The sequence below is a fragment of the Vibrio sp. ZF57 genome (genome assembly GCF_001691235.1).
Taxonomy (GTDB): Bacteria; Pseudomonadota; Gammaproteobacteria; order Enterobacterales; family Vibrionaceae; genus Vibrio; species Vibrio crassostreae_C.
In genome coordinates this window covers 88715-113016 of record NZ_MAKD01000075.1, presented here as the reverse complement: position 1 = coordinate 113016, position 24302 = coordinate 88715, and the positions used below count along the sequence as shown (strand labels likewise).

19 protein-coding genes are annotated in these 24302 nt (G+C 45.8%); 9 read left to right on the top strand and 10 right to left on the bottom strand.

The window, feature by feature from the left end:
• Positions 1-84: 84 nt before the first annotated feature.
• The gene (gene oxyR / locus A6D97_RS09880; RefSeq protein WP_017061132.1) at positions 85-978 is read right to left on the bottom strand and encodes a DNA-binding transcriptional regulator OxyR; all 894 of its coding nucleotides are present in this window, start codon (positions 976-978) and stop codon (positions 85-87) included.
• Here oxyR and A6D97_RS22350 point away from each other — a divergent pair.
• The 4 genes from A6D97_RS22350 to A6D97_RS09860 all read left to right on the top strand — a co-directional run bounded on the left by A6D97_RS22350 (position 977) and on the right by A6D97_RS09860 (position 5605).
• Positions 977-1156: a hypothetical protein gene (locus A6D97_RS22350; protein WP_017068839.1), complete on the top strand. Its 180-nt coding sequence runs from the start codon at positions 977-979 to the stop codon at positions 1154-1156. The genes oxyR and A6D97_RS22350 overlap by 2 nt on opposite strands.
• A gap of 44 nt (positions 1157-1200) precedes the next feature.
• Complete coding sequence (locus A6D97_RS09870) at positions 1201-1929, top strand: glutathione peroxidase (protein WP_017061133.1); 729 nt, start codon at positions 1201-1203, stop codon at positions 1927-1929.
• 275 nt (positions 1930-2204) lie between these two features.
• Positions 2205-3671, top strand: coding sequence for a dihydrolipoyl dehydrogenase (locus tag A6D97_RS09865; protein ID WP_017061134.1), 1467 nt, complete (start codon positions 2205-2207; stop codon positions 3669-3671).
• A 245-nt stretch (positions 3672-3916) separates the two neighbouring features.
• Positions 3917-5605: a hypothetical protein gene (locus tag A6D97_RS09860; RefSeq protein ID WP_065584294.1), complete on the top strand. Its 1689-nt coding sequence runs from the start codon at positions 3917-3919 to the stop codon at positions 5603-5605.
• A gap of 69 nt (positions 5606-5674) precedes the next feature.
• Here the strand turns inward: A6D97_RS09860 and A6D97_RS09855 are convergent, their stop codons facing one another.
• Positions 5675-6034, bottom strand: a complete 360-nt coding sequence (locus tag A6D97_RS09855) for a RidA family protein (RefSeq protein WP_017071317.1) — start codon at positions 6032-6034, stop codon at positions 5675-5677.
• A gap of 87 nt (positions 6035-6121) precedes the next feature.
• Between A6D97_RS09855 and A6D97_RS09850 the strand changes: the two genes are divergently transcribed.
• Positions 6122-6370, top strand: coding sequence for a DUF3624 domain-containing protein (locus A6D97_RS09850; RefSeq protein ID WP_065584293.1), 249 nt, complete (start codon positions 6122-6124; stop codon positions 6368-6370).
• Positions 6371-6625: 255 nt separating this feature from the next.
• On the opposite strand, the gene argH is transcribed toward A6D97_RS09850, so the two are convergent.
• From argH to argC, 4 genes are all read right to left on the bottom strand, one after another.
• Entirely contained in the window at positions 6626-8500 is a 1875-nt protein-coding gene (argH, locus tag A6D97_RS09845; protein WP_017061136.1) for an argininosuccinate lyase, read from the bottom strand.
• 347 nt (positions 8501-8847) lie between these two features.
• A complete protein-coding gene (locus tag A6D97_RS09840) occupies positions 8848-10059 on the bottom strand; it encodes an argininosuccinate synthase (RefSeq protein WP_017061137.1) in 1212 nt (403 codons plus the stop codon).
• A gap of 113 nt (positions 10060-10172) precedes the next feature.
• Entirely contained in the window at positions 10173-10961 is a 789-nt protein-coding gene (gene argB / locus A6D97_RS09835; protein WP_017063686.1) for an acetylglutamate kinase, read from the bottom strand.
• Between the two features lie 12 nt (positions 10962-10973).
• The gene (argC, locus tag A6D97_RS09830; protein ID WP_017063685.1) at positions 10974-11978 is read right to left on the bottom strand and encodes an N-acetyl-gamma-glutamyl-phosphate reductase; all 1005 of its coding nucleotides are present in this window, start codon (positions 11976-11978) and stop codon (positions 10974-10976) included.
• A gap of 153 nt (positions 11979-12131) precedes the next feature.
• Between argC and argE the strand changes: the two genes are divergently transcribed.
• The 3 genes from argE (at position 12132) to A6D97_RS09815 (ending at position 17045) form a co-directional block, all read left to right on the top strand.
• The gene (argE, locus tag A6D97_RS09825) at positions 12132-13268 is read left to right on the top strand and encodes an acetylornithine deacetylase (RefSeq protein WP_004729680.1); all 1137 of its coding nucleotides are present in this window, start codon (positions 12132-12134) and stop codon (positions 13266-13268) included.
• A 251-nt stretch (positions 13269-13519) separates the two neighbouring features.
• Positions 13520-16156, top strand: a complete 2637-nt coding sequence (gene ppc / locus A6D97_RS09820) for a phosphoenolpyruvate carboxylase (RefSeq protein WP_170791819.1) — start codon at positions 13520-13522, stop codon at positions 16154-16156.
• 349 nt (positions 16157-16505) lie between these two features.
• Positions 16506-17045 (top strand): PadR family transcriptional regulator, encoded by a 540-nt coding sequence (locus A6D97_RS09815; RefSeq protein ID WP_017061141.1) that lies wholly within the window; start codon positions 16506-16508, stop codon positions 17043-17045.
• 145 nt (positions 17046-17190) lie between these two features.
• Here the strand turns inward: A6D97_RS09815 and metF are convergent, their stop codons facing one another.
• From metF to A6D97_RS09800, 3 genes are all read right to left on the bottom strand, one after another.
• On the bottom strand, positions 17191-18090 hold the full coding sequence (gene metF, locus A6D97_RS09810) for a methylenetetrahydrofolate reductase (protein ID WP_004729683.1): 900 nt from the start codon (positions 18088-18090) through the stop codon (positions 17191-17193).
• A gap of 296 nt (positions 18091-18386) precedes the next feature.
• Positions 18387-20798 (bottom strand): bifunctional aspartate kinase/homoserine dehydrogenase II, encoded by a 2412-nt coding sequence (locus tag A6D97_RS09805; RefSeq protein WP_017065991.1) that lies wholly within the window; start codon positions 20796-20798, stop codon positions 18387-18389.
• A gap of 2 nt (positions 20799-20800) precedes the next feature.
• Positions 20801-21982, bottom strand: coding sequence for an O-succinylhomoserine (thiol)-lyase (locus tag A6D97_RS09800; protein ID WP_017061143.1), 1182 nt, complete (start codon positions 21980-21982; stop codon positions 20801-20803).
• A 208-nt stretch (positions 21983-22190) separates the two neighbouring features.
• On the opposite strand from A6D97_RS09800, the gene metJ reads away from it, so the two are divergent.
• On the top strand, positions 22191-22511 hold the full coding sequence (gene metJ, locus A6D97_RS09795; RefSeq protein WP_004415993.1) for a met regulon transcriptional regulator MetJ: 321 nt from the start codon (positions 22191-22193) through the stop codon (positions 22509-22511).
• A gap of 165 nt (positions 22512-22676) precedes the next feature.
• Here the strand turns inward: metJ and A6D97_RS09790 are convergent, their stop codons facing one another.
• The gene (locus A6D97_RS09790) at positions 22677-23984 is read right to left on the bottom strand and encodes a malic enzyme-like NAD(P)-binding protein (protein WP_017063680.1); all 1308 of its coding nucleotides are present in this window, start codon (positions 23982-23984) and stop codon (positions 22677-22679) included.
• Positions 23985-24302 lie beyond the last annotated feature (318 nt).

Below are 24302 nucleotides of genomic sequence, written 5' to 3'. Positions count from 1 at the left end.
AACCAACAAAAAGGGTTGATATGAATTCATATCAACCCTTTTTATATATCTATATCTGACCAGACTAGGCTCTAAATTCAAGCGCTAAGCCGTCTTCTCCAGTTGAGTTCGAATCGTCTCAGCCAATTGCTCGAAACGTCCCTTCAATGGAGAGCCCGGACGGTAGGCAACAACAATGCGACGTGAAGGTGTTGGATTCACAGCAGGTACGTAACACACACCGTCTTTCTGCTTCTCTTTCGGCACCGATAGCTGAGGAAGCAAGGTAATCCCCGCCCCCGCCGCGACCATGTTACGCAGCGTTTCTAAGCTGGTTGCCTTAAAGCGCTCATCATCTTTGGCGCCCGCAGCAAAACAGAAGCCCAAGGCTTGGTCTCTCAAACAGTGACCGTCACCTAGCGCAAGTACGGTTTGTCCATTTAGCTGCAGCATATCGACAGTGTCTTGCTGAGCCCACTCGTGGTCACATGGAACGGCAACACTTAACGGCTCGTCATACACATCGATCTCTTTAAACACCGCCGTTTCATCAACCGCAGCCAGTACCAAGCAATCAAGCTTGCCGTCTTCAAGTTGACTCACTAACTGATGGGTCTGAGCTTCATGCAGGTAAAGCTCAAGATCTGGGAAGCTCTCTTTTAGATGAGGAACAATCTTAGGCAAGATGTAAGGACCCACGGTTGGAATAAAACCAATGTGCATTGGCCCCGTCATCGCTTCACCGTGTCCACTCGCCATATCTTTAAAAGTTTTCACTTCATTGAGAATACGCTTGGCTTGTTCAACAAGTTGTAACCCTGATTCTGTAAATATTACCTTCCTTGGACTACGCTCGGTTAACTGAAGTCCAATTTCATCTTCGAGTTTGCGTATTTGACCGCTTAGTGTCGGCTGACTGACAAAGCACGCTTCTGCCGCTTTTCGGAAGTGTTTATGCTCTGCGAGCGCCACCAAGTATTCAAAGTCACGAATATTCATGATCAGTCTCTTACCTCAGGTTTTAATAAGAACAAGGGGTTTCATAGAAACATTTAAAAGAAAAATGCTCTTGATAGAATTTACCTATCAAAACCATAACATCAAACGATTAGAGCTATCAAAGAATTTATCTAATAATGGGCTCAACAAAACGAAACAGAGCAACGAAAAACGTTAAGCTCTAATAGAACAAAATTAAAAATACTATTTAAGGAAATCAATATGTTTGCATCTAAAGAAGGTCAATCAATCCCTCAAGTAACATTCCCAACTCGCCAAGGCGATGCATGGGTTAACGTAACGACAGAAGAGCTTTTCAAAGACAAGACAGTTATCGTATTCAGCCTACCAGGTGCGTTTACTCCAACATGTTCTTCAAGCCACCTACCTCGTTACAACGAACTACATTCAGTGTTCAAAGAAAACGGCGTTGATGACATCCTTTGTGTTTCTGTAAACGACACGTTCGTAATGAACGCATGGAAAGCAGACCAAGAAGCGGAAAACATCACATTCATCCCTGATGGTAACGGTGATTTCACAGACGGCATGGGTATGCTAGTTGAGAAAAACGACATCGGCTTCGGCAAACGTTCATGGCGCTACAGCATGCTGGTTAAAAACGGCGTGGTAGAAAAAATGTTCATCGAAGAAGACGTACCAGGCGACCCGTTCAAGGTTTCTGATGCAGACACAATGCTGAACTACCTTGCTCCTGAGCACAAAGAGCAAGAGTCAATCACAGTATTCACTAAGCCAGGCTGTCCTTTCTGTATGAAAGCAAAACAGAACCTAATCGACAAAGGTCTGAACTACGAAGAAGTGGTTCTAGGTAAAGATGCAACAACAGTAAGCCTACGTGCAATCTCTGGTCGCACTACCGTTCCTCAAGTATTCATCGGTGGCAAACACATCGGTGGTAGTGAAGAACTAGAAACTTTCCTAGGCTAATCGCTTCATCGCCGATATAGGCTTAGAAGTATCAGCTAACCCACCCTCTTGTGGGTTAGCTATTCCAAACACTCTTATCTGAGTTTTGGGAAAAAGAATATAGCTGGTGACTCGCCTGTCTTTTACTAACCTATAGTTAGCAATAAAAGCAGAGTCACAAGCTAAACCTAATAAAACAGAATCACAAAACTGACCCGTTATCCTGACTCTCAAAAAAATCACCAGAGTTGGAGGGGTTCGTTCAAACTAAATTCAGCCATTGCGAGAAAATTATTATGAAACAAGTCAATGTAGATGTAGCAGTTATCGGGGGCGGTACGGCAGGTCTAGGTTCTTACCGCGCTGCAAAAGCACACACTGACAGTGTCGTGATGATTGAAGGCGGCCCTTACGGTACTACCTGTGCTCGCGTTGGTTGTATGCCATCTAAACTGCTTATTGCAGCTGCAGAAAGCGTACACCAAATCGAGAAAGCTCCGGCTTTTGGCGTTCACCCACAAGGTGATATCGTGATTAACGGCCGTGAAGTGATGGACCGAGTGAAGTTTGAGCGTGACCGTTTTGTTGGTTTTGTTTTAGAAGGTGTTGATGAAATCCCAGAGCAAGACAAGATCTCTGGCTACGCAAAGTTCTTAGATGACAACACACTACAAATTGATGACCACACGGTTGTCACCGCTAAGCGTATTGTTATCGCGACCGGTTCTCGCCCTGCATACCCTGCCGTTTGGAATGAGCTTGGCGATCGCCTGATCATTAACGACGACGTGTTCAGCTGGGATGATTTACCAGAATCGGTTGCGGTATTTGGCCCTGGTGTTATTGGTCTTGAGCTTGGTCAGTCACTGCACCGCTTAGGCGTGAAGACCAAACTGTTCGGTTTGGGTGGTCAAGTTGGCCCAGTAACTGATCCAGAGATCATGGCTTATGCAGATAAAGCTTTCAATGAAGAGTTCTATCTCGATGCCGACGTGAAAATCGAAAGCATGAAGCGCATTACCACTGAATCGGGTGAGCCACGTGTCGAAATCCAGTTCATCAATAAACAAGGTGAATTAGAAACTAACGTCGTTGAATACGTACTAGCAGCAACAGGTCGTCGCCCTAACACTGACAAGCTTGGCTTAGAGAATACCTCTCTAGAGCTTGATGAACGTGGTGTGCCAATCGCAGACCACTACACGCTACAAACATCACTACCATCAATATTTATCGCTGGTGATGCGAGTAACCAACTGCCTCTACTGCATGAAGCAGCAGACCAAGCTCGTATTGCGGGTGACAATGCAGGTCGCTTCCCAGAGATTCGTGCAGGCCTACGCCGCTCTAAAATCTCGGCAGTATTCTCTGACCCGCAAATCGCGATGGTTGGTGAAACCTACAAAGAGATCACCACACGCTTGGGCACATGTGGCTGTTTCGCAACGGGTGAAGTGTCTTTCGAAAACCAAGGTCGTTCTCGAGTGATGCTGCGCAACAAAGGTATTCTGCACGTATACGGCGAGCAAGGTACAGGCCGCTTCCTTGGTGCTGAGATGATGGGACCAAACGCAGAACACTTGGCTCACTTGTTAGCATGGGCACACCAGAACAAGATGACGGTTTCTGAGATGCTAGACATGCCGTTCTACCACCCAGTAATCGAAGAGGGTGTACGAACTGCCCTACGTGACCTGAATGCGAAACTGCACCTAGGCCCAGAGATGGTGAAACACTGCCTAGATTGTGGCCCTGGTTGTTAAATTATTGATATTTAATATAAATAGCTTGCCTTTGGTAAGCTATTTTTCTATTTACCCACATATTTCATAATGTTTTCCACACCAAGTATGATTAAAGTCACTTGGTTACTTTTAGATACATTTCGACACTTCCATTCATCCCCTTGCATACCTCTATAATAGTAACTCATCGAAAGGTGACCTTTATTCCATAAAGGGAATTTTCAGCAATTTACTACAACTAAAATGTTCACAAGGAAGATGTAATGTTCAAACAAAGTTTGCTAGCAGCAACCATTACTTTGGCTTTAATTGGGTGCGGCTCAGACTCCAATTCAGGATCAAGCGAGGAAACTATAACCTCATACCAATTTATTGATTCTGCTGTTGAAGGGTTATCATACACAACAAGCTCAGGGTTAAATGGAGTAACGGATTCAGAAGGGAATTTCAACGCCCTCCCGCACGATTCAGTCACCTTTTATATTGGTGGTCCTGATGGTGTAAAAGTAGGAGCAGCTTCAGTGCAAGAAGTAGTAACACCGTTTGAAGCAGCTGGTAAATACAACAGAGCGATAAACTTAGCGGTTCTACTCCAGTCTGTTAATAACCAATTTGGTAGTTCCGGAAGCGGCGTTTTAACTATCCCGGAAAAGCTGCAAGACAGAGACGATCAGCAAGTTGCTGATGCGTTAGTCAACCTTAGACTCGACAATATCAGCAGTGTTGAGACTTTTTTAACTGAGATTGGCGTTGCTTCCACGAACATAGTGACTGACGCTGAAGCTATCGCACATATGTCTGATTCTTTTGGTGAAATGGTGCGTGGAGACGTTGATACCAACAACCCGTTCGCACAAGGTGGTCATAAACACGTACGCTATATCGATGTTACTCAGTATAAAATCGCTACAGACTTAGACCCACAAACATTTACCTACGTACATGCAGATAAAACCCTGCCAATCGAGCTCTTTGAAAAAACTCGTGGCATGACATCTATGGACTTCACTTTAGATTCAGAAAACGTAGTTATGCTTGCTGGCTCAAACGACACATCCCTTTCGGAAAGCAGAGCTGAAGATTATTTAAACTGCCTCGCGGCAGGCCATAACTTTGTTGATAAAAGCTGTGATGGAATCCCCGACGAAAATTATTCGATCATTAAAAATGGGACATTCGCTTACCAACTGCAAGACCCTGAAGGTGTTCAAGAAACCAACGAACCATTTCCTTGGGATGAGTTCAATTTTGGTCCATTCCAAGCAAGCACTATTAGTGAGTTAAATCACTTCAATGAACGAGTTCGAGACGATAAAGATGATGGAGATATCGACTCCGCATGGCAGCGTGAAGTTATCTCAGGAGCTTACGACCCGATTACTGGCATCTACACAGAGATTACTAACAAAACAGAGTTAAATGGAGATAGCTGTGATCTATCGCCATCAAGTTGCACCGATAGCCGAAACACTCAGTTAGTCGCATTCTATTATCCTGTAGATGAGGCTGGAGGTGAGCGCTACGTAAACTTTGAAGGTGAATGGGTTAACACTCAGATTTGCGCAGACAACTCCGTAGCGAAGGAAAGCTACTCTTTCTCAGAATCCAATGTCACCATCAGCGGTTCGGAATGTCAAAATGGAACCGCACAAGACAATACCCATGACGAACCATACACCTATGAAGATTTAGCTAACATCGATTATTGGTGGTTCAACCAAACAGGTCGACAATCTCAGGCAACCCTTACAGAGTTGAACACGGTCGTGCGCTTCTGTGATCAAGATGACTATGTTCAGGGTGACGTGTGCTCTGACAATAAAGAGTATTTCGTCAAATGGGAATACCAACCTGCTGGGACAGACTGGGATCAAGGCTTGTTAATCCGTACGAAGAAATCTAAGTCGGGTCAAGTTGTTGGTCGTAGCATAATGCAAAAAGTATCTAGCTAACTGTTTCAGAATTAGTCATATAAAAAAGCCTCGCATAACAGCGAGGCTTTTCATTGAACTAAGAATGACTTAACAACAGCTGTTTTTCTCAGCAGCAATCACAGAGATCTCAACAAGTAGCGCTTCGCGAGCCATGTCGCCAGTCACACATGCGCGAGCTGGAGCGTGGCCTTCTGGAACCCATGCATCCCAAACTGCGTTCATTTCTTGGAAGTCTTTCATGTCTTTCAAGTAAATCGTTGCTGACAGCATGTGCTCTTTGTCGCTGCCTGCTTGCTCAAGTAGCGCTTCTACTTTATCTAACATGGTTTGAGTTTGTTCAGTGATGTCTTTAGTTGCATCAGCACAAACTTGGCCACATAGGTAGATAGTACCGTTGTGTTTAACAATACGGCTCATACGTTGCTTGGTTTCTTGGCGCTCAATCATCGACTTTCTCTCTCTGTGTCACCGTGATCCAATATCTTGTGACGTGTTATTATCAGGGCAACAAGCATAACGCGAATCAAACCCAAGATGACATGCATTCATTGCAATAAAAGTGAAAAAATCCGTAACAAACTCGGTCGCTGCCAGCGTTGCATGAATCAGCTGATGGTGTTGTCGATTTTGAGTTGGGGAGTATGGTGGCTGTTTTTCAGAGAAGACCCAAAAACCATCAATGCCATCGCGTTGATGATGGCCGCTTTCGCGTTCAGTGGCTTGCTGTCGTTGCGTTGGGTCATGAAGTTTGTGGTGCTACCGTTAAAGGGCAAAAAACGTTAGCTGGAAGTCTTTATTGGATAAAGAGTAGTGATTAGAGACAGGGCTAAACAATCCGATAATTCATCATAATTTTCGAGCTATTGTCATTTTCCGAACAGCAGATAGAAAAAAGCCCCAGAACCAATCGATTCTAGGGCTTTCTTAGAAAATTCTAAGAAAAAGCAGTGGTACTTTAATAGACCGGGCTTTTCTTAGTTTGTTCCCAAAAAAGATCAGATTTTTGATCTTTTTTTTAGGAGCTATAAAATCAATGCCTTATGCAACATTAACCTTAGCAATTATCTGCTCTACCAAGTTCACTTCCAATGCCACTTCATCACACGCATGTTGACGAGGACACTGGTCACAATCTTTCAGTACCTTCTCAGGCAGCAGAGATTTCGATGTTGGTAAGAAATCATGCTTCATAAAGAACTCTGGAGTACGAGTCAGCACAAACACCTTCTTGATGGCCATTTGTCGCGCTTTCTCAACCAAGTGCTGCACAATTGCGGTACCCTGCCCTTGACCTTGCCAGCCAGCTTCGACACCCAGTGAACGGATTTCCGCTAGGCCAGAGTCATACACATAGAGTGATGCACAACCTGTCACCTCACCATGATGCTCTGCGACCGCAAACGAGCCAATATCACGCACCAGTTCATTACGAGAACGAGGTAGGTTTTCACCCATGTTCGCCCAGTAAGCGACCATACCTTCCAACGCTTCAATATCGGTCAGACGAGCAGGACGAACCTTGACGATGGACGTATCACGCTGTGATAAACGTTTCTCAGCTTGGTCAACCGCGTAAGCCACTTGCTGTGGAGATACACCGCCTAGCGCGCTACGTTTTTCAAGACACGATTCAATGGTCAGGATGTCATACACATCTTCCTCAATCACCTCAGAGAACTCTTTCATCTCTGCGATGGTTAATTCTTCTAATGCACAGCCTTTAGCAATCGCCGCCACTACCGTCACACCAACAATATGGTGAGCTTCACGGAAAGGAATCCCTTTCGCTACTAGGTAATCAGCCAATTCAGTTGAGTTCGCGTAGCCTTGTTTCGCGGCTTCAAGTGTACGTTCGCCGTTCACTTTAATGCCGTCAAAACAGAGTGCTGCCATTTCCATACAATCATTCCAAGTATCTAAAGCGTCGAACAGACCTTCTTTATCTTCTTGCATGTCTTTGTTGTACGCCAAAGGCAGAGCTTTTACTGTCATCATCATTGCCGCTAATGAACCGTAAACACGGCCAGTTTTGCCACGGATAAGCTCTAGCGCATCTGGGTTTTTCTTTTGTGGCATCAGAGATGAACCTGACGTCACGGTATCCGCTAACTCGATGAAGTTTGATTCACCTGAGTTGTAGAAAATCATATCTTCTGCAAGACGCGAAAGGTGAAGCATCGAGATAGAAGCAATCGACATTAGCTCCATCACATGGTCACGGTCAGAAACTGAATCTAGAGAGTTGCGCGTTGCACGACGGAAACCTAAGTTGTGAGCTAACTCTTCACGGTCCATCGGGTAAGCTGTTCCAGCAAGGGCACCAGAACCCAGCGGACATGTGTCTAGACGCTTAATCGCATCATTCAAACGTGAATAATCACGCTCAAGCATTTCAACGTAAGCCAAGCACCAGTGAGCAAAAGTTACCGGCTGAGCACGTTGTAAGTGAGTGTAGCCAGGAAGCACGGTTTCTTGATGCTGAGAAGCAACGTTCACCATTTGGCTTTGTAGGCGATCCAATGCCAGTAGCAGTTGGTTACCTTGCTGACGACACCATAGTTTCAGGTCTGTCGCCACTTGGTCGTTACGAGAACGGCCAGTGTGAAGTTTTTTGCCCAAGTCACCGACTTTGCCGATAAGTTGCTGCTCAACCCAGCTGTGAATATCTTCTGCATCAGAACGTAGAATCTGTTCAGGATCTTCCATCACCTCAAGTTTTAGCTCATTCAGCGCTAACTCAAGCTTCTGTTGCTCTTCTTCTGTTAATACGTTGACCGACAGTAGAGCTTTAGACCAGGCAATTGAGCCCACAATGTCTTGCTCAGCCAATCGGTAATCAAAACGAAGAGAATCGTTAAAATCTTTGAACCGGGTGTCTGCTGCTTGGGTAAATCTACCGCCCCATAATGCCATTGTGTATCTCCTAATTGCACAGTGCTCACTGTTTTTGCAAATGATAATTCTGATTAAGATTCAGTATTTTTCTGATGGTTTAAACTTACGGCAATTCAAAATGAAAATAAAGTATTAATTCATTATTTTCACATATTTATTCACCAACAGTTCAGTCCATTGATTATTTTTAGCGTGGAGCGCGAATTATATGCCATCCGATAGGAAAAACCGAAGCTGATTTATTAGGCAAATAGAAAGTAAAAAGCCCACTCACTAATCAATAGTGAATGGGCTTTGCATAATAATGTCTGTTTACTAACCTTCAATCTTTCATCAAAGGCTAGCTCACTAACTCATTGTTAGGATTACTTTTGGCTATTCAAAGCACGGATACGGCTTGATAGCGAGTAAAGGCGGATGAAGCCTTCAGCATGGCTTTGGTCGTAAACTTCATCTTCACCAAAGGTTGCAAACTCTTCTGAGTACAGGCTGTTGTCAGAACGCTTCTGAGTCACCGTTGCATGGCCTTTGTAAAGCTTGATAACCACTTCACCATTCACGTCTTGTGCTAGCTCTTCTGTCGCGGCAAGGATTGACTTACATAGTGGAGTGAACCAACGACCATCGTATACAAGGTGAGAAGCCTTAACACCGAGCTCTTCACGGAATTCGAATGCCGCTTTATCAAGAACCAGTTGCTCTACTGCACGCAGTGCTTCCATCATGATTGTGCCACCCGGAGTTTCGTAACAACCACGAGACTTCATGCCAACAAGACGGTTCTCTACGATATCGATACGACCAACACCGTGCTTAGCACCTTTCTCGTTTAGGTAAACCAGTGCGTTGTATGGCGTCATTGTTTCGCCATCAACCGCAACCACTTCGCCTTTTTCAACTTTAAGCGTCACTGTTTCAGATTCGTTTGGCGCTTGCTCAGGGTCTACAGTCCAAGCCCAGCAATCTTCGTTAGGTGCATTCCATGTGTTTTCTAGAACGCCGCCTTCTGTTGAGATGTGCCATGCGTTTGCATCACGCGAGTAAATCTTAGTAAGAGAAGCCGTACAAGGGATGTTACGCTCAGCCAGGTAATCTAGACACTCTTCACGACTCACTAGATCCCATTCACGCCATGGTGCAATTACGTGTAGATCAGGTGCTAGTGCAGCAAATGCGCCTTCAAAACGAACTTGGTCATTACCTTTACCAGTACAGCCGTGACACAGTGCGTCTGCACCTACTTTACGTGCGACTTCAACCTGTGCTTTCGCGATGATTGGACGCGCCATCGACGTACCTAGTAGGTATTTACCTTCGTAGTAAGCGCCCGTTTTCAGCGTTGGGTAGATGTAGTCAGCAACCATCTCTTCTTTAAGGTCTGCGATGTAACACTCAGATGCACCAGAAGCTTTTGCTTTCTCTTCGATACCAATCAACTCTTCGTCGCCTTGACCAACATCCGCAACAAACGCAACCACTTCACAGTCATAGTTCTCTTTCAACCATGGAATGATTACTGATGTGTCTAGACCGCCAGAGTAGGCTACTACAACTTTCTTTACGTTAACTTTGCTCATTTTCTTTCTCCTAGTTTCCATACTGCACATGGCGGTCAGCGTTGGAAATGACTTCATAATTATATGTTTATTTAATTTGTCTAAATTCTTTAAGTAGTGACTCGTTGTGAGACCTACTGAGGTAAAAACTGTGTTCCTATGCTTTTACCTGAAAACAGTTGTGTTAGCTTTTCTGGGTATCGCCAAGTGGCAACTTCGATTGGTCGTCCAAGGTCGTTAGCGGCTTCTAGTGCAGCTTGAACCTTAACGATCATGCCGTCGGTAATCACTTTGCCGGCAATAAGGTCATCGGCTTGCTGTTGATTAAGACTTGGAATGAGGTGGCCTTTGCCATCCAACACACCACTTACATCAGAAAGCAGTACCAGTTCAGCATCAAGTGCGCCCGCAACGGCAACCGCAGCTTGGTCGGCATTGACGTTCATCAGTTGACCTTGCTCAGTAAGACCAATTGAGCTAATGATTGGCAGTGCGCCCGCATTAAGAATCGCTTGCAGAACGGTTGAGTCGCCCGGCTCCGCTTTTCCTACCGCGCCCAGTTCAGGGTTCAGTTCGCTCACTTTGCATAAACCACCGTCTGCTAGGCTTAAACCAACGGCATTGATACCGTCTTTAATTGCCTGACCTTGAAGTAGTTTGTTGGCCGTGCCCGCTAGTGCACCAGCGATCACAGGGATCTGATCATAAGGAGTAACACGTAGCCCTTCTTTCTTAACGGTTTCTAGATTCAACTTATTCATCAAATCATCAACAAGGTAACCGCCACCGTGAACAATCACGATTGGTCGTTGTGCCTGTTGTTGGTAAGCAGAGATAGCACCAAATAACTTGCTAAGTGTTTCACCACAAGATAGCGCTGCGCCACCTAACTTTATGATTAATGGTTGATTATTAAGGCTCATATCTAGATTTCCTTACACTAACGCAGTTAATGGCGCAAAACCATAACGTAAATTTAAACACTGCATCGCTTGGCTAGATGCACCCTTTAATAAGTTATCAATCGCTGAAACAACGATGATGTGTTGACCTTGAACCTTCCAACCTAAGTCGCAGAAAGGTGTCTGTTCTACATCTTGAATTCTTGGCAGTGTCTCTTCGAGTAGTCTCACTGCTGGTTTACCTTGGTAAGCTTGTTCAAAGGCATCTTGTATCTGTTGTTCTGTCACGCCTTCAGCCAGTTTCATGGTGATGGTCGCTAAAATACCGCGCTTAAAGTTGCCGAGGTGTGGAGTGAAAATCACATCACATCCTAAATGTGCAGCCATTTCAGGTTGATGACGGTGATTGAAGACGCCATAAGCTTGCAGGCTTACTTCGCAGAAGCTGTTAACCATCGTCGCCTTGCGGCCTGCACCAGTCACACCGCTAGTCGCGTTAATCACTGGCCATTGGTTTTCATCCAGTAACTTGGCCTCAACCAAAGGTTTAATCGCCAGTTGTGATGCCGTTGGGTAACAACCCGCGACAGCGACAAGCTGAGCTTCTTTAATTTCTTGTTCGTTCCATTCCGCTAAACCGTAAGCCGCTTTGTCTAGCCATTGTTCGTGTTGATGTTCAAAACCGTAAAACTCTTGATAGAAGTTTTCGCCTTTAACTCTGAATGCTCCCGATAGGTCGAAGACTTGGCAATCGTTCTCTAGAAAAATTGGCGCTAGGTCGTGACTGACTTCGTGTGCCGTTGCTAAGAAAATCACATCAGATTGTTTAGCTACTTCTTCCGGATTTGTTAAAGGTTGTACTGGCATATCAATCAAACCAGCTAACTTACCGTGCAGTGCCGCTATAGGTTTACCTGCGTCTACACTATTGGCTGAGACATATAAACCTGATAGCGTGAGCTCAGGGTGTCTGTTTATCATTAGAGCCAGTTCTGCTCCTGTGTAGCCGCTTGCGCCAATGATCGTGGTTTTCAACATCTCAACACATCCATTTCTGAGGTAAGTTACATTTCAAATTTGACTATTCATACTTAATTTTTAGCTTTATTTGATTTCTTATGCATTAAATATGATTTAATATGTGTTTTACCGACTTATGGTTTTCCTGTCAATAGTAGAAGTGAAGTTATTATGCAATTACCGAGTTTTCTTGAGGTCTACAAAGGCCTAATTTCCACAGACTCTATTAGCTCGACCGATCCAAGCTGGGATCATGGCAACGAGAAAGTGATCGAAAAAATGGCTCAATGGTTTAAAGACGTAGGCTTTAGCGTTGAAGTCGTGGAAGTCGAACCCGGCAAGCATAATATGGTCGCTAAGATGGGATCGGGCGAAGGTGGCTTGCTACTCGCAGGACACAGCGACACAGTGCCATTTGATGAAGGACGTTGGAACTTCGACCCTCACGCACTAACAGAACACAACAATCGCTTCTATGGATTAGGCACAGCCGATATGAAAGGCTTTTTCGCTTTCGTTTATGAAGCGGCAAAGAAGATGGATTGGAGCAAACAGACCAAGCCGCTATATGTATTGGCAACCTGTGACGAAGAGACCACCATGCTGGGTGCGCGTCATTTCACTGAAAATGCACCGTTTAAACCGGATTACTGCATTATTGGTGAGCCAACCAGCCTTGTGCCGATTCGTGGCCATAAAGGCCATGTTGCTAACGCTGTGCGAGTAACGGGTAAATCAGGTCACTCTTCTGATCCTGCATTAGGTGTCAACGCCATCGAGATCATGCATGAAGTGTTGTTCGCTTTAATGCAACTGCGTGACAAGCTAGTCAAAGAGTATCACCACCCAGGTTTCGCAATTCCAAGCCCCACTCTAAACCTTGGCCATATCCACGGTGGCGACAGTGCCAACCGTATCTGTGGTTGCTGTGAGCTGCACTATGATGTGCGTCCTTTGCCAGGTATCAGCCTAGATGGCTTGGATAACATGCTGCGCAGCGCACTTAAAGAAGTGGAAGCAAAATGGCCGGGCAGAATCGAGATTACGCCACTGCACGAACCTATCCCAGGTTATGAGTGCCAACACGACCATCCATTTATTGGTGGCATGGAATCCGTTTGTGAGATTGAATCGCAAACCGTGAACTACTGTACAGAAGCACCTTTCCTTCAAGAACTTTGCCCAACCTTAGTGCTGGGTCCAGGCTCAATCGACCAAGCTCACCAACCAGATGAGTTCCTAAGCTTCGATTTTATCGATCCAACGATTGATGTTCTGAGTAAATCTATTCGTAAATATTGTTTCTAGTTATTGCTACCCTTGCGATACTTTTTTATAAAAGCTGCCCTAAAAGGTGGCTTTTATTCTGTTATCCCAGCCAAAGCCTGATCTTGTAATTAAATTTCACTTTATTCCGAAGTCTTGGAAAATTTACTTCTCCCGCATTTCGAAAACTAATAATTGCAAACTTAGAATGCTTCATTTGACTAGATACAGCACTTTTCGCTAGATTGTGTACTTAACAAGGAACAATGGATGTAATTTTTTTACGAGGCAGGATGACAATGAACGAGAAATACGCCGCTCTCAAGAGTAACGTAAGCATGCTGGGACGCTTGCTAGGTAACACAATCCAAGATGCACATGGTGACGTTATCTTAGAGAAAGTGGAGACTATCCGTAAACTTTCCAAATCCGCCCGCGCAGGCAACAAAGCTGACCGTGACAGCCTAGTTGAAGAAATCAAAAACCTGCCGAACGAACAACTCACTCCTGTTGCTCGTGCATTTAACCAATTTCTCAACCTCACCAACATGGCAGAGCAGTACCACACCATCTCTCGCCACTGTGAGGAGCATGTTTGTGAACCAGACGTGCTGCAATCTCTATTTTCCAAATTAAACCAGAATGACATCAGCAAGCTAGACGCGGCTCAAGCCGTTCGCGACCTGAACATTGAACTCGTTCTGACTGCACACCCAACAGAAATCACTCGTCGCACCATGATCAACAAGCTAGTTAAGATCAACGAGTGTCTGTCTAAATTAGAATTAAGCGACCTATCACACAAAGAGCGCGTGAAAACCGAACGCCGCCTAGAGCAACTGATCGCTCAAGGTTGGCACTCAGATGTGATTCGTCAACAACGCCCAACGCCACTTGATGAAGCTAAGTGGGGCTTTGCGGTTGTAGAAAACTCTCTATGGGAAGCCGTTCCTGACTTCCTACGTGAAATGGATGGCCGACTAAAAGGTTATCTTGGTGAAGGCCTGCCGATCGATGCACGCCCAGTACACTTCTCATCTTGGATGGGCGGTGACCGCGATGGCAACCCATTCGTAACGCACACCATCACTAAGGAAGTTCTGCGCCTATCTCGTTGGAAAGCTGCCGATCTTTACTTAGGCGACGTAAACGAGCTGATTACCGAACTGTCGATGACTAAGTGTAATGATGCCGTTCGTGAGCTAGCAGGTGATGAACACGAAGCTTACCGTGCAATCCTGAAGAACCTACGCACTCTACTGAACAACACGCTAGAAGTGCTGGATGCAAAATTGCATGACACAGAGGTTCCGAAGAAAGAAACACTACAGAACATCGAGCAACTTTGGACACCGCTTTACGCATGTTACCAATCGCTGCACGAATGTGGCATGGGCGTAATCGCAGACGGTTCTCTGCTTGATACTCTGCGCCGCCTAAAAGCGTTCGGTGTACACCTAGTTCGTCTCGATGTTCGTCAAGAAAGTACTCGTCACTCAGATGTACTGTCTGAACTGACTCGCTACCTAGGCATTGGCGACTACGACCAATGGAACGAGCAAGACAAGATTGCTTTCTTAACCAATGAATTAAGCTCTAAGCGTCCGCTTCTTCCTCGCGATTGGGAGCCATCTGAACAGGTTAAAGAGGTTTTAGACACCTGCAAGGTTATTGCTGCTCAACCTCGTGAAGCCTTCGGTGCTTACGTAATTTCTATGGCTCGTACTGCATCAGATGTACTGGCTGTTCACTTACTACTGCAAGAATGTGGCTGCCCATACCGCATGGACGTATGTCCGCTGTTCGAAACGCTAGACGACTTGAACAACTCAGAAGCAGTAATGAAACAGCTAATGAGCATCGACTTGTACCGTGGCTTTATCCAGAACCACCAAATGGTGATGATCGGATACTCTGACTCAGCGAAAGATGCGGGCGTAATGTCTGCAGGTTGGGCTCAATATGATGCAATGGACAAACTGGTTAAGGTTTGTGATGAAGAAGGCATTGAACTGACTCTATTCCACGGTCGTGGCGGTACGGTTGGTCGTGGTGGTGCTCCGGCGCACGCTGCTCTTCTTTCTCAGCCACCTAAGAGCTTGAAAGGCGGTTTACGTGTAACAGAGCAAGGCGAAATGATCCGCTTTAAACTTGGCTTACCAGACGTTGCTGTAAACAGCTTCAACCTTTACGCAAGCGCGATTCTAGAGGCGAACCTTCTGCCGCCACCTGAGCCAAAACAAGAGTGGCGCGACCTAATGGAAGTGCTATCTCAAGTATCTTGTGAGGCTTACCGCAACGTGGTTCGTGGCGAAGAGAAATTCGTACCTTACTTCCGTCAAGCGACACCTGAACTGGAGCTAGGTAAACTGCCTCTTGGCTCTCGCCCTGCGAAACGTAACCCGAACGGCGGCGTAGAAAGCCTACGTGCGATTCCATGGATCTTCTCTTGGAGCCAAAACCGTTTGGTACTGCCTGCATGGTTAGGCGCTGGTGAAGCGATTCAGTACTCTGTAGATCAAGGCCATCAAGCCCTGCTCGAAGAGATGTGTCGCGAGTGGCCGTTCTTCTCTACCCGTCTCGGTATGTTGGAAATGGTGTACTCGAAGTGCAACATGGAAATCGCTAAGTACTACGACCAACGCCTTGTTGACGAAGAGCTATTACCATTAGGTGAGTTACTGCGTGAACAGCTGCAAAAAGACATCAAAGCCGTGCTAAATGTTGAGAACAACGAGAACCTAATGCAGAGCGACCCTTGGGGACTTGAGTCAATCCGCCTACGTAACATCTACGTTGAGCCACTAAACATGCTTCAAGCTGAACTGCTTTACCGTACTCGTAAGTGTGAAACACCACCAGCAGAGCTTGAAGAAGCGCTAATGGTGACGATTGCAGGCATTGCAGCAGGCATGCGAAACACTGGTTAATTAGTGATTCCTACCATTCAACAGACAAAAGGTCGCCTAGTGCGACCTTTTTATTTCACAAAATAAGCAATAGTGAGTTTTTTGTCAGTTTTTTGGGTTATTTTGTCCATGTATTCTACTTTATGCTTATTATTTAGATATACTACTGCTCCGCTGCGGAAGCACTCCAAAAAAATAATCTGCAGCAACTTGACCAATAAACTGGTCAACCTAGGTGATAAACGGCTTTGTAAGGTGACATAACCAACCGATGAGTTGGTGCTACTTAGACATAACCAATATAACGTGCCATTAGAAGCACACTTGTTGTTTAAGTATTTGTTTACTGTTTACCATTTGGATTTCAGACATGTCATTACCACACGTAATTCTAACCGTTTTAAGTACACGCGATGCTACTGGTTACGATATCACAAAAGAATTCTCCGCAAGCATTGGTTACTTCTGGAAAGCTAGCCATCAACAAGTTTACCGCGAGCTAAATAAAATGGCTCAGAACGACCAGGTAACTTGCGTGCTTGAGCCTCAAGAAGGCAAACCTGATCGTAAAGTTTACTCTATCACTGATGCTGGCCGTGGCGCGCTAGGTGAATGGTTTGAACAACCAACTGCACACCCAACCGTTCGTGACGAGTTCTCAGCTAAGCTAATGGCTTGTGCTGTACAACCTTCTGACGCTTACCGTGTACAACTTGCTGAGCTAGTAGAAGAGTCTCGCAAACTGGTTTCTCACTACCGTGAAATCGAAGCGGCTTACTACGCAACGCCATCAACACTAGACAAGCAAGCACGCCTTGAGCGTCTAACACTTCGTCGTAACCTACTTATCCGTGAAGCATGGATTGTATGGGCTGAAGAAGTATTGCTTGAACTTGGCGCTCTAGCTTAAGTTAAGCTAGAAGCTAGAAGCTAGAAGCTAGAAAAGCAAAAGGCTTGAACTCTATGAGTCCAAGCCTTTTTTGTATCTATAGGATTTGAAATGTTACTGCCAGAAGCTTTTTACAAGTGCTTAGGCTTTACTTCTTAGACTTTGCTTACAGCGCAGCGACTTGCGGACGAACACCTAGCGTATGGCAAAGTGCGTAAGTCATTTCTGCACGGTTTAGCGTGTAGAAGTGGAAGTCTTTCACACCTTCACGGCTGAGCGTACGAACCATATCAATCGCTTGGCTAGCACCTACTAACTGACGAGTGGTTGGATCATCATCCAAACCTTCGAACTGCTTCGCCATCCAGCCAGGTACTTTTACGTTGTTCATCGCTGCAAAGCGCGACGCTTGCTTGAAGTTAGAAACAGGTAAGATGCCCGGTACAATCTCAACATCCACACCTGCCGCTACACAACGGTCACGGAAACGTAGGTAACTTTCTACATCAAAGAAGAACTGAGTGATTGCACGGTTAGCACCTGCATCCACTTTACGCTTTAGGTTAATAAGGTCAGATTGAGCGCTTTTTGCTTCAGGGTGAACCTCAGGGAATGCCGCTACTGAGATATCAAAATCGTGGCGAGATTTAAGTAGCTCGACTAAGTCAGATGCGTACATCTCTGGCGCGCCGCCACCTGCTGGAATATCACCACGCAGCGCAACAATACTCTCGATACCATTTGCCCAGTAATCGTCGGCAATTTGAATTAGCTCTTCGCGGCTTGCATCAATACACGTTAAGTGAGGTGCCGCCACTAGGCCAGTTTGGTTTTTAATTTCTTTAATGATTGAGTGGGTACGGTCACGTTCACCCGAGTTTGCACCATAAGTTACCGATACAAATTTTGGTTGAAGTGTTTTAAGACGGTGAACAGAGTTCCACAGGGTCTCTTCCATCTTCTCACTGCTTGGTGGAAAAAACTCAAATGACACATTGATGTTGTCAGAAAGCTCAGCGATATTCTGATTTAAAGCGTCGATATGACTAGCGTGTGTGTATCCCATCTTACTCTCCCTGTGGCAAAAGCAACCACTAAAAACTCAAATCCTTAAACGACGTTTAGACGTCTACATGTCTGTAGAATGTATTGAATACGATTTAATGTCAACAGATCCATTATGAATTTTTCTCAAGTAGATCGTGAGTAAAACTCAAGTCGTTAGATGGGTCGCAAAGCAGAAATAATGTAGAAAAAAGGCTGAAAAACACATCGTGCTTTCAGCCTTATTTATCTTAGTGAATAGTATGCCATTTACGTACTAAACAATTGATCTGAGTTTCAAACCAACCGATATGAGTATCAGAACAGACTAGACATTCTGTTTAGATCAGATTGAATTGCACCTGCCGTTACTTCACGACCGGCACCTGGGCCACGAATAACCAACGGATTATCTTTGTACCATTTGCTCTCAATCGCAAAGATGTTATCGCAAGGCAGCAAGTTCGCTAGAGCGTGTTCTTTAGATAGGGCTTCAACACCTACGGTTGCCTTACCATTCTTCTCTAAACGCGCTACGTAACGCAGAACCTTCTGTTGAGAGTGCGCTTTCTCTAAGCGCTCCGCCAACTCTTCGCTTAGCACAGAAGCCTTATCAAAGAAGTCATCTACCGACAGGTCTTGCAACTCTTCAGGTACCAGTGATTCCACTTTTACGTTTTCAGGTTCGATATCCAAACCCGATTCACGCGCTAGAATCACCAGCTTACGCATGACATCTGAGCCATCAAGGTCAGCGCGCGGGTCCGGTTCAGTCAGCCCTTGCTGCCACGCTAAGTCGACCAACTCACTGAATGGCACCGTGCCATCAAACTGCTGGAACAACCAAGACAGCGTGCCTGAGAAGATGCCTGACAACGCAATAATGTCATCGCCACTTTCACGCAGGTCACGTACCGTGTGGTTAATCGGCAAACCTGCACCCACTGTCGCGTTGTACAACCAATGACGGCTGATCTTAGCGAAAGCATCTTGTACTTGATGGTAATACTCGCTTGATGCAGAACCAGCCACCTTGTTAGCCGAGATCAGGTGGATACCTTGTTGTGCGATTTGCAGGTACTTTGCTGCAAGCACAGGGCTTGCGGTGACATCGAGTACCACAGCTTCATCGTAACCCTGAATAGAACCCAAACGCTCTAACCAGTCGTTACCATTGTTGGCAATCGCTTCATCGTCAAAGCGCTTGCTCACAGAGGTCGCATCAATGCCTTGATCGTCGAACCAATAGGTTTGACTATCAACCACGGCAACCAATTCAAAGTTCATTCCACGGCGCTTTTCAAGTTCCGCTTTTTGTTCAGCAAACAGACTTAACCAACTTGAACCAATGTTGCCCTTACCACACAAGGCAATCGCAACACGCTTCTGCGCTTGGAACAGTTGAGAGTGAATGCCTTTCACTAGGTTTGATGTTTCACTCTTACGAATCACAGCCACCAAGCTTAAGCCAGAGTTCGCTTCTGAGATGAACTCAACCGGTGAGCTCTTAAGCTGCTGGTAGAAGCCGTAGCAATGGTTCGGGTTCTTAGTCACACCCGCCCCCACTGCAGCAATCAAAGAGAAACCTTCTTTTAGCTTAATCTCAGCTTCAATCGCATGGTCTTGGAGATATTCTAATGCACCACCAGCGATCTCTTCCGTATAGGCAAGACGCAAACAGTGTTGATCCGGTTCAAGCTCATAGGCAAGCGGCTCCAGTTGAGCACGCTTAAGCCCTTCAAGTACTTCACTCTCTAGACGGTCGAAATCATGGCCGTGACCAAAGGTCAGCTGTACGATAAGCACTTCATCCAGAGAGGTTATGATTTTGGCGCCACGACCCGATGCCAGTACACGCTCTATCTGTGTAGAGCCCGCCTCCGGCTGGTAGCTACAGCGTAAGCTGAGATCCATAGCACTTTGAGCCACAGGCTGTAGCGTTCGGCTATGAAGTACTGGAGCGGCAAGACGAGCCAATTCACTGGCTTCATCAAGGCGAAGTAGAGGCAGTAGACACGCATCCGAAACCAGACGAGGGTCAGCGCTGTAAACACCCGCCACATCACTCCAAATCGTCACGCGTTCAACTTCAGCCAAAGCACCGATCACGGTTGCTGAGTAATCCGAACCGTTACGGCCGAGTAGAACCGTTTCACCCTCGCAGTTCTGAGCCATAAAGCCCGTAATCACCACGCGGCAATGGGCATGCTGCGCCAGAGCTTCTTTAATCAGAGGGTAAGAACGTGCGCGGTCGACTTCGGGCTGAGCGCCTACTTCTGCACGTAAAAAAGCACGCGCATCTTGAGCAACCGCTTGTAAGTCATGCTGGCACAACAAAGCAGCGAGTAGACGTGAAGACCAAACCTCACCGTGTCCAAGCACTTTTGCTTTTTGTGCTTCGCTCAAGGGAGCCGTTAGCTCACCCAAAGCGGTAAATTCTTGTTGAATGGTTGCAGTAAGTTGTGCGGCTGATTCACCCTCAAGCAGTGCTTCAATCAGATCGAGTTGGAACTGACGAAGTGCTTGTAGGCATTCATGGGCAATACGACCATCTTTGTCGAGCGCTTCAACAAATTCAATCAAACGGTTGGTTGTTTTGCCTGCTGCCGATACCACCACCAAATCAGATGCTGATGAGTATTCTCTAAGAATGTTGACCACGCGTTGGTAACATTCAGGATTCGCTAAACTGCTGCCACCAAATTTATGTAGCTGGCGAAAGGTTGCCATTATTAACCCTCCCCTTCAGCGATAAAGCGCTGTGTTCTTTCAAACGCTTGCTTGAGGTCATCGATTAGGTCTTCTGCATCTTCAAGGCCAACAGATAGACGCAGTAGTTGCTGAGAAACACCCGCTTCTGCTAAGGCTTCTTCACCCATCGCGCGGTGAGTCATCGACGCAGGGTGACAAATCAGGCTTTCAACACCGCCCAATGATTCTGCCAAAGAAAACAGCTCTAACTTATCAACAAAGTATTTAAGCGCCTCGAATGAGCCCGCAAACTCAAAACTGAGCATGGAACCAAAGCCCGATTGCTGTTTCTTCGCGATATCATGACCCGGATGTTCAGGAAGGCTTGGGTGGTAAATAGTGCCAACAAGATCTTGTTGCTGCAGAGACGCTAGAATTTCACGTGAGCTTTCTTCGTGAACTCGCATACGCGCACCTAGCGTACGAATACCACGTAAAGTCATGTAGCTATCAAATGGTGTGCCGGTCGCACCAATACAGTTGCCCCACCATGCTAACTCTTCAGCGTGTTCTTCTGTCTTAGTGACCACAACGCCACCAATAACATCTGAGTGTCCATTGATGTACTTAGTGGTTGAGTGGATAACAAAATCAGCACCCAGCTCTAAAGGCTTTTGGAACACAGGTGTCAAAAACGTGTTGTCGACAGCAACCAGAGCACCAACCTCTTTCGCTTTACGGCAAGTTTCTGCAATATCAACCACGCGAACCAGTGGATTCGATGGGGTTTCAATTAAGATCAACTTTGGCTTAAGCGCGATCGCCGCATCCAGCGCTGCTTGATCCGATTGATCAACGAACAGAACTTTGAAGTCACCTTTTAGCGAGCGAGTGTTAAACAGACGGTAAGTACCGCCGTAGCAATCGTGCGGTGCAATAATAAGATCATCGCCGCCTAAGAAAGCCGAAACCCATAAGTTAAGCGCCGAAGTACCACAGTTAGTCACAACCGCGCCTTTGCCTGATTCAAGCTCAAACAGTGCCGTCTCTAATAAACCGCGGTTTGGGTTACCAGAACGGGTGTAATCGTACTTTGGCACTTCACCAAAAGCGGGAAACCCATAGTTAGTCGAAAGATAAATGGGTGGGACAACGGCATGGTGTTGCGTGTCTGACTCGATACCAGTACGTACTGCGATTGTTGCTGGCTTCCGGCTGCTCATAGGTGCTTCCTTACAAGTTTTGCGTCTGAGAATCACAGCGGCTTGTCGGCATTTTGCGGCTGTGTTAGATATATGTTATTCACTTTACTTTCATAAACGTGAGACGTCAACACTTCTAGACGTCTATATGTCTTTGCTTATGGCAGTAAATCCCGCTAAAATCACCACTATTAATTTATTCTAACAACTAAAGTGATGAAGGTACGCAATGGCCGACTGGAATGGTGAATACATAAGCCCATATGCTGAGCATGGAAAGAAAAGCGAACAAGTAAAGAAAATTACAGTTTCTATCCCTCTAAAAGTGTTAAAGGTTCTTACTGACGAGCGTACTCGCCGCCAGATTAATAACCTACGCCATGCAACAAACAGTGAGCTACTGTGCGAAGCCTTTCTACATGCGTACACAGGCCAACCACTACCAACGGATGAAGACCTTCGTAAAGACCGCCCAGACGATATTCCTGCTGAAGTGAAAAAGCTGATGACAGAGATGGGTATCGAGTTCGAAGCGTTTGACGAAGAATAAAAACAACTCAGTCACTGCCTTCATTATTGATTCGCTATAGCTGACCCTATTTATCACATCGCGCATAGCTTTTTATGATTGCGCTGTGAATGATAGACATAAAAAAACCGACTCCAGATGAGTCGGTTTTTTATTATTCTTTTTGGCTCAATAGAGCAACAGCTATTAAGCCATATAGTTAGCAGGCATCTCGATACGAGCTACGCCAGATTCAACAGCCGCTTCCGCAACTGCTCGTGCTACGCGAGGAAGTAGACGTGGGTCCATTGGCTTAGGAATGATGTAACCCTTACCGAACTCCAGTGCAGTCTCGCCCGCAGCTGCTAGTACTTCAGCTGGAACTTCTTCTTTCGCCAGTTCACGAATCGCTTTAACCGCCGCTAGCTTCATTTCGTCATTAATTTCGCTCGCACGCACGTCTAGTGCACCACGGAAAATGAATGGGAAACAAAGTACGTTGTTTACTTGGTTAGGGTAATCACTGCGGCCTGTACCCATGATTAGGTCAGAACGAACTTCGTGTGCAAGCTCAGGCTTGATCTCTGGATCTGGGTTTGAACATGCAAACACAACAGGCTTATCAGCCATCAGCGTTAGTGCTTCAGCAGGCAGTAGGTTAGGACCCGATACACCCAAGAACAGGTCAGCGCCTTCGATAACATCTTCAAGCGTGCGCTTGTCAGTGTTATTTGCGAACAGCTCTTTGTATTCGTTTAGGTCATCACGACGAGTGTGGATCACACCTTTACGGTCAAGCATGTAGATTTTTTCACGCTGAGCGCCACACTTAATCAGTAGTTCCATACAAGCAACCGCTGCTGCGCCAGCACCTAAACAAACGATCTTACACTCTTCAAGTTTCTTACCTTGAAGCTCGATCGCATTCAGCATACCCGCTGCCGTTACAATCGCTGTACCGTGTTGGTCATCGTGGAATACCGGAACATCACAACGTTCAATCAGGCGACGTTCAATCTCAAAACAGTCTGGTGCTTTGATGTCTTCCAGGTTAATACCGCCGAATGTATCTGCGATATTCGCAACTGTATCAACGAACTCATCGATTGTGCGGTGTTTTACTTCAATATCGATAGAATCTAAACCAGCAAAACGCTTAAACAGGAGCGCTTTGCCTTCCATAACAGGTTTAGAAGCAATAGGGCCAAGGTTACCTAGGCCAAGAATCGCTGTACCGTTAGAGATAACTGCAACCATGTTGCCTTTACCTGTGTACTTATAAACGTTATCAACGTTCTGTGCGATCTCGCGAACAGGCTCAGCCACGCCTGGGCTGTATGCAAGTGCTAGGTCTTCTGCAGAGTTTGCAGGCTTCGTCAGTTCTACGGCAATTTTGCCTGGAATTGGGAACTCATGGTAATCAAGAGCTTGCTGACGGAATTGTTCTTGAGGCGATAACGATTTTTCAGATGATAACGCTTGAGAGGATTGAGCTTGGCTGCTGTCTTCAGACATAGGTGTAGGTTCCTAGGATATTATTATTTGGGGGATCTTGTTCATGTTAATGGATGTACTTCAAAGTTCCTAGGTGGTTGAAGCCTCTGTCTCATTAAAAAACGAGATTTCACTACTAATAAGACCAGTGAGCAGTTGAAATTACTATCGCTTGTTGAAGTTTCGTGCTGAATTTTGGTGAAGAGAGATACGCAAGGAATTGCCCTGAAATAGAATAGAGAGGCAACTTATCGTTGGGTGAGAGTGATGCTTGAATAGAAGTCAGTGCTTTCTCAAATTACAGGCAACAAAAAAGGACACCGAAGTGTCCTTTTTCAT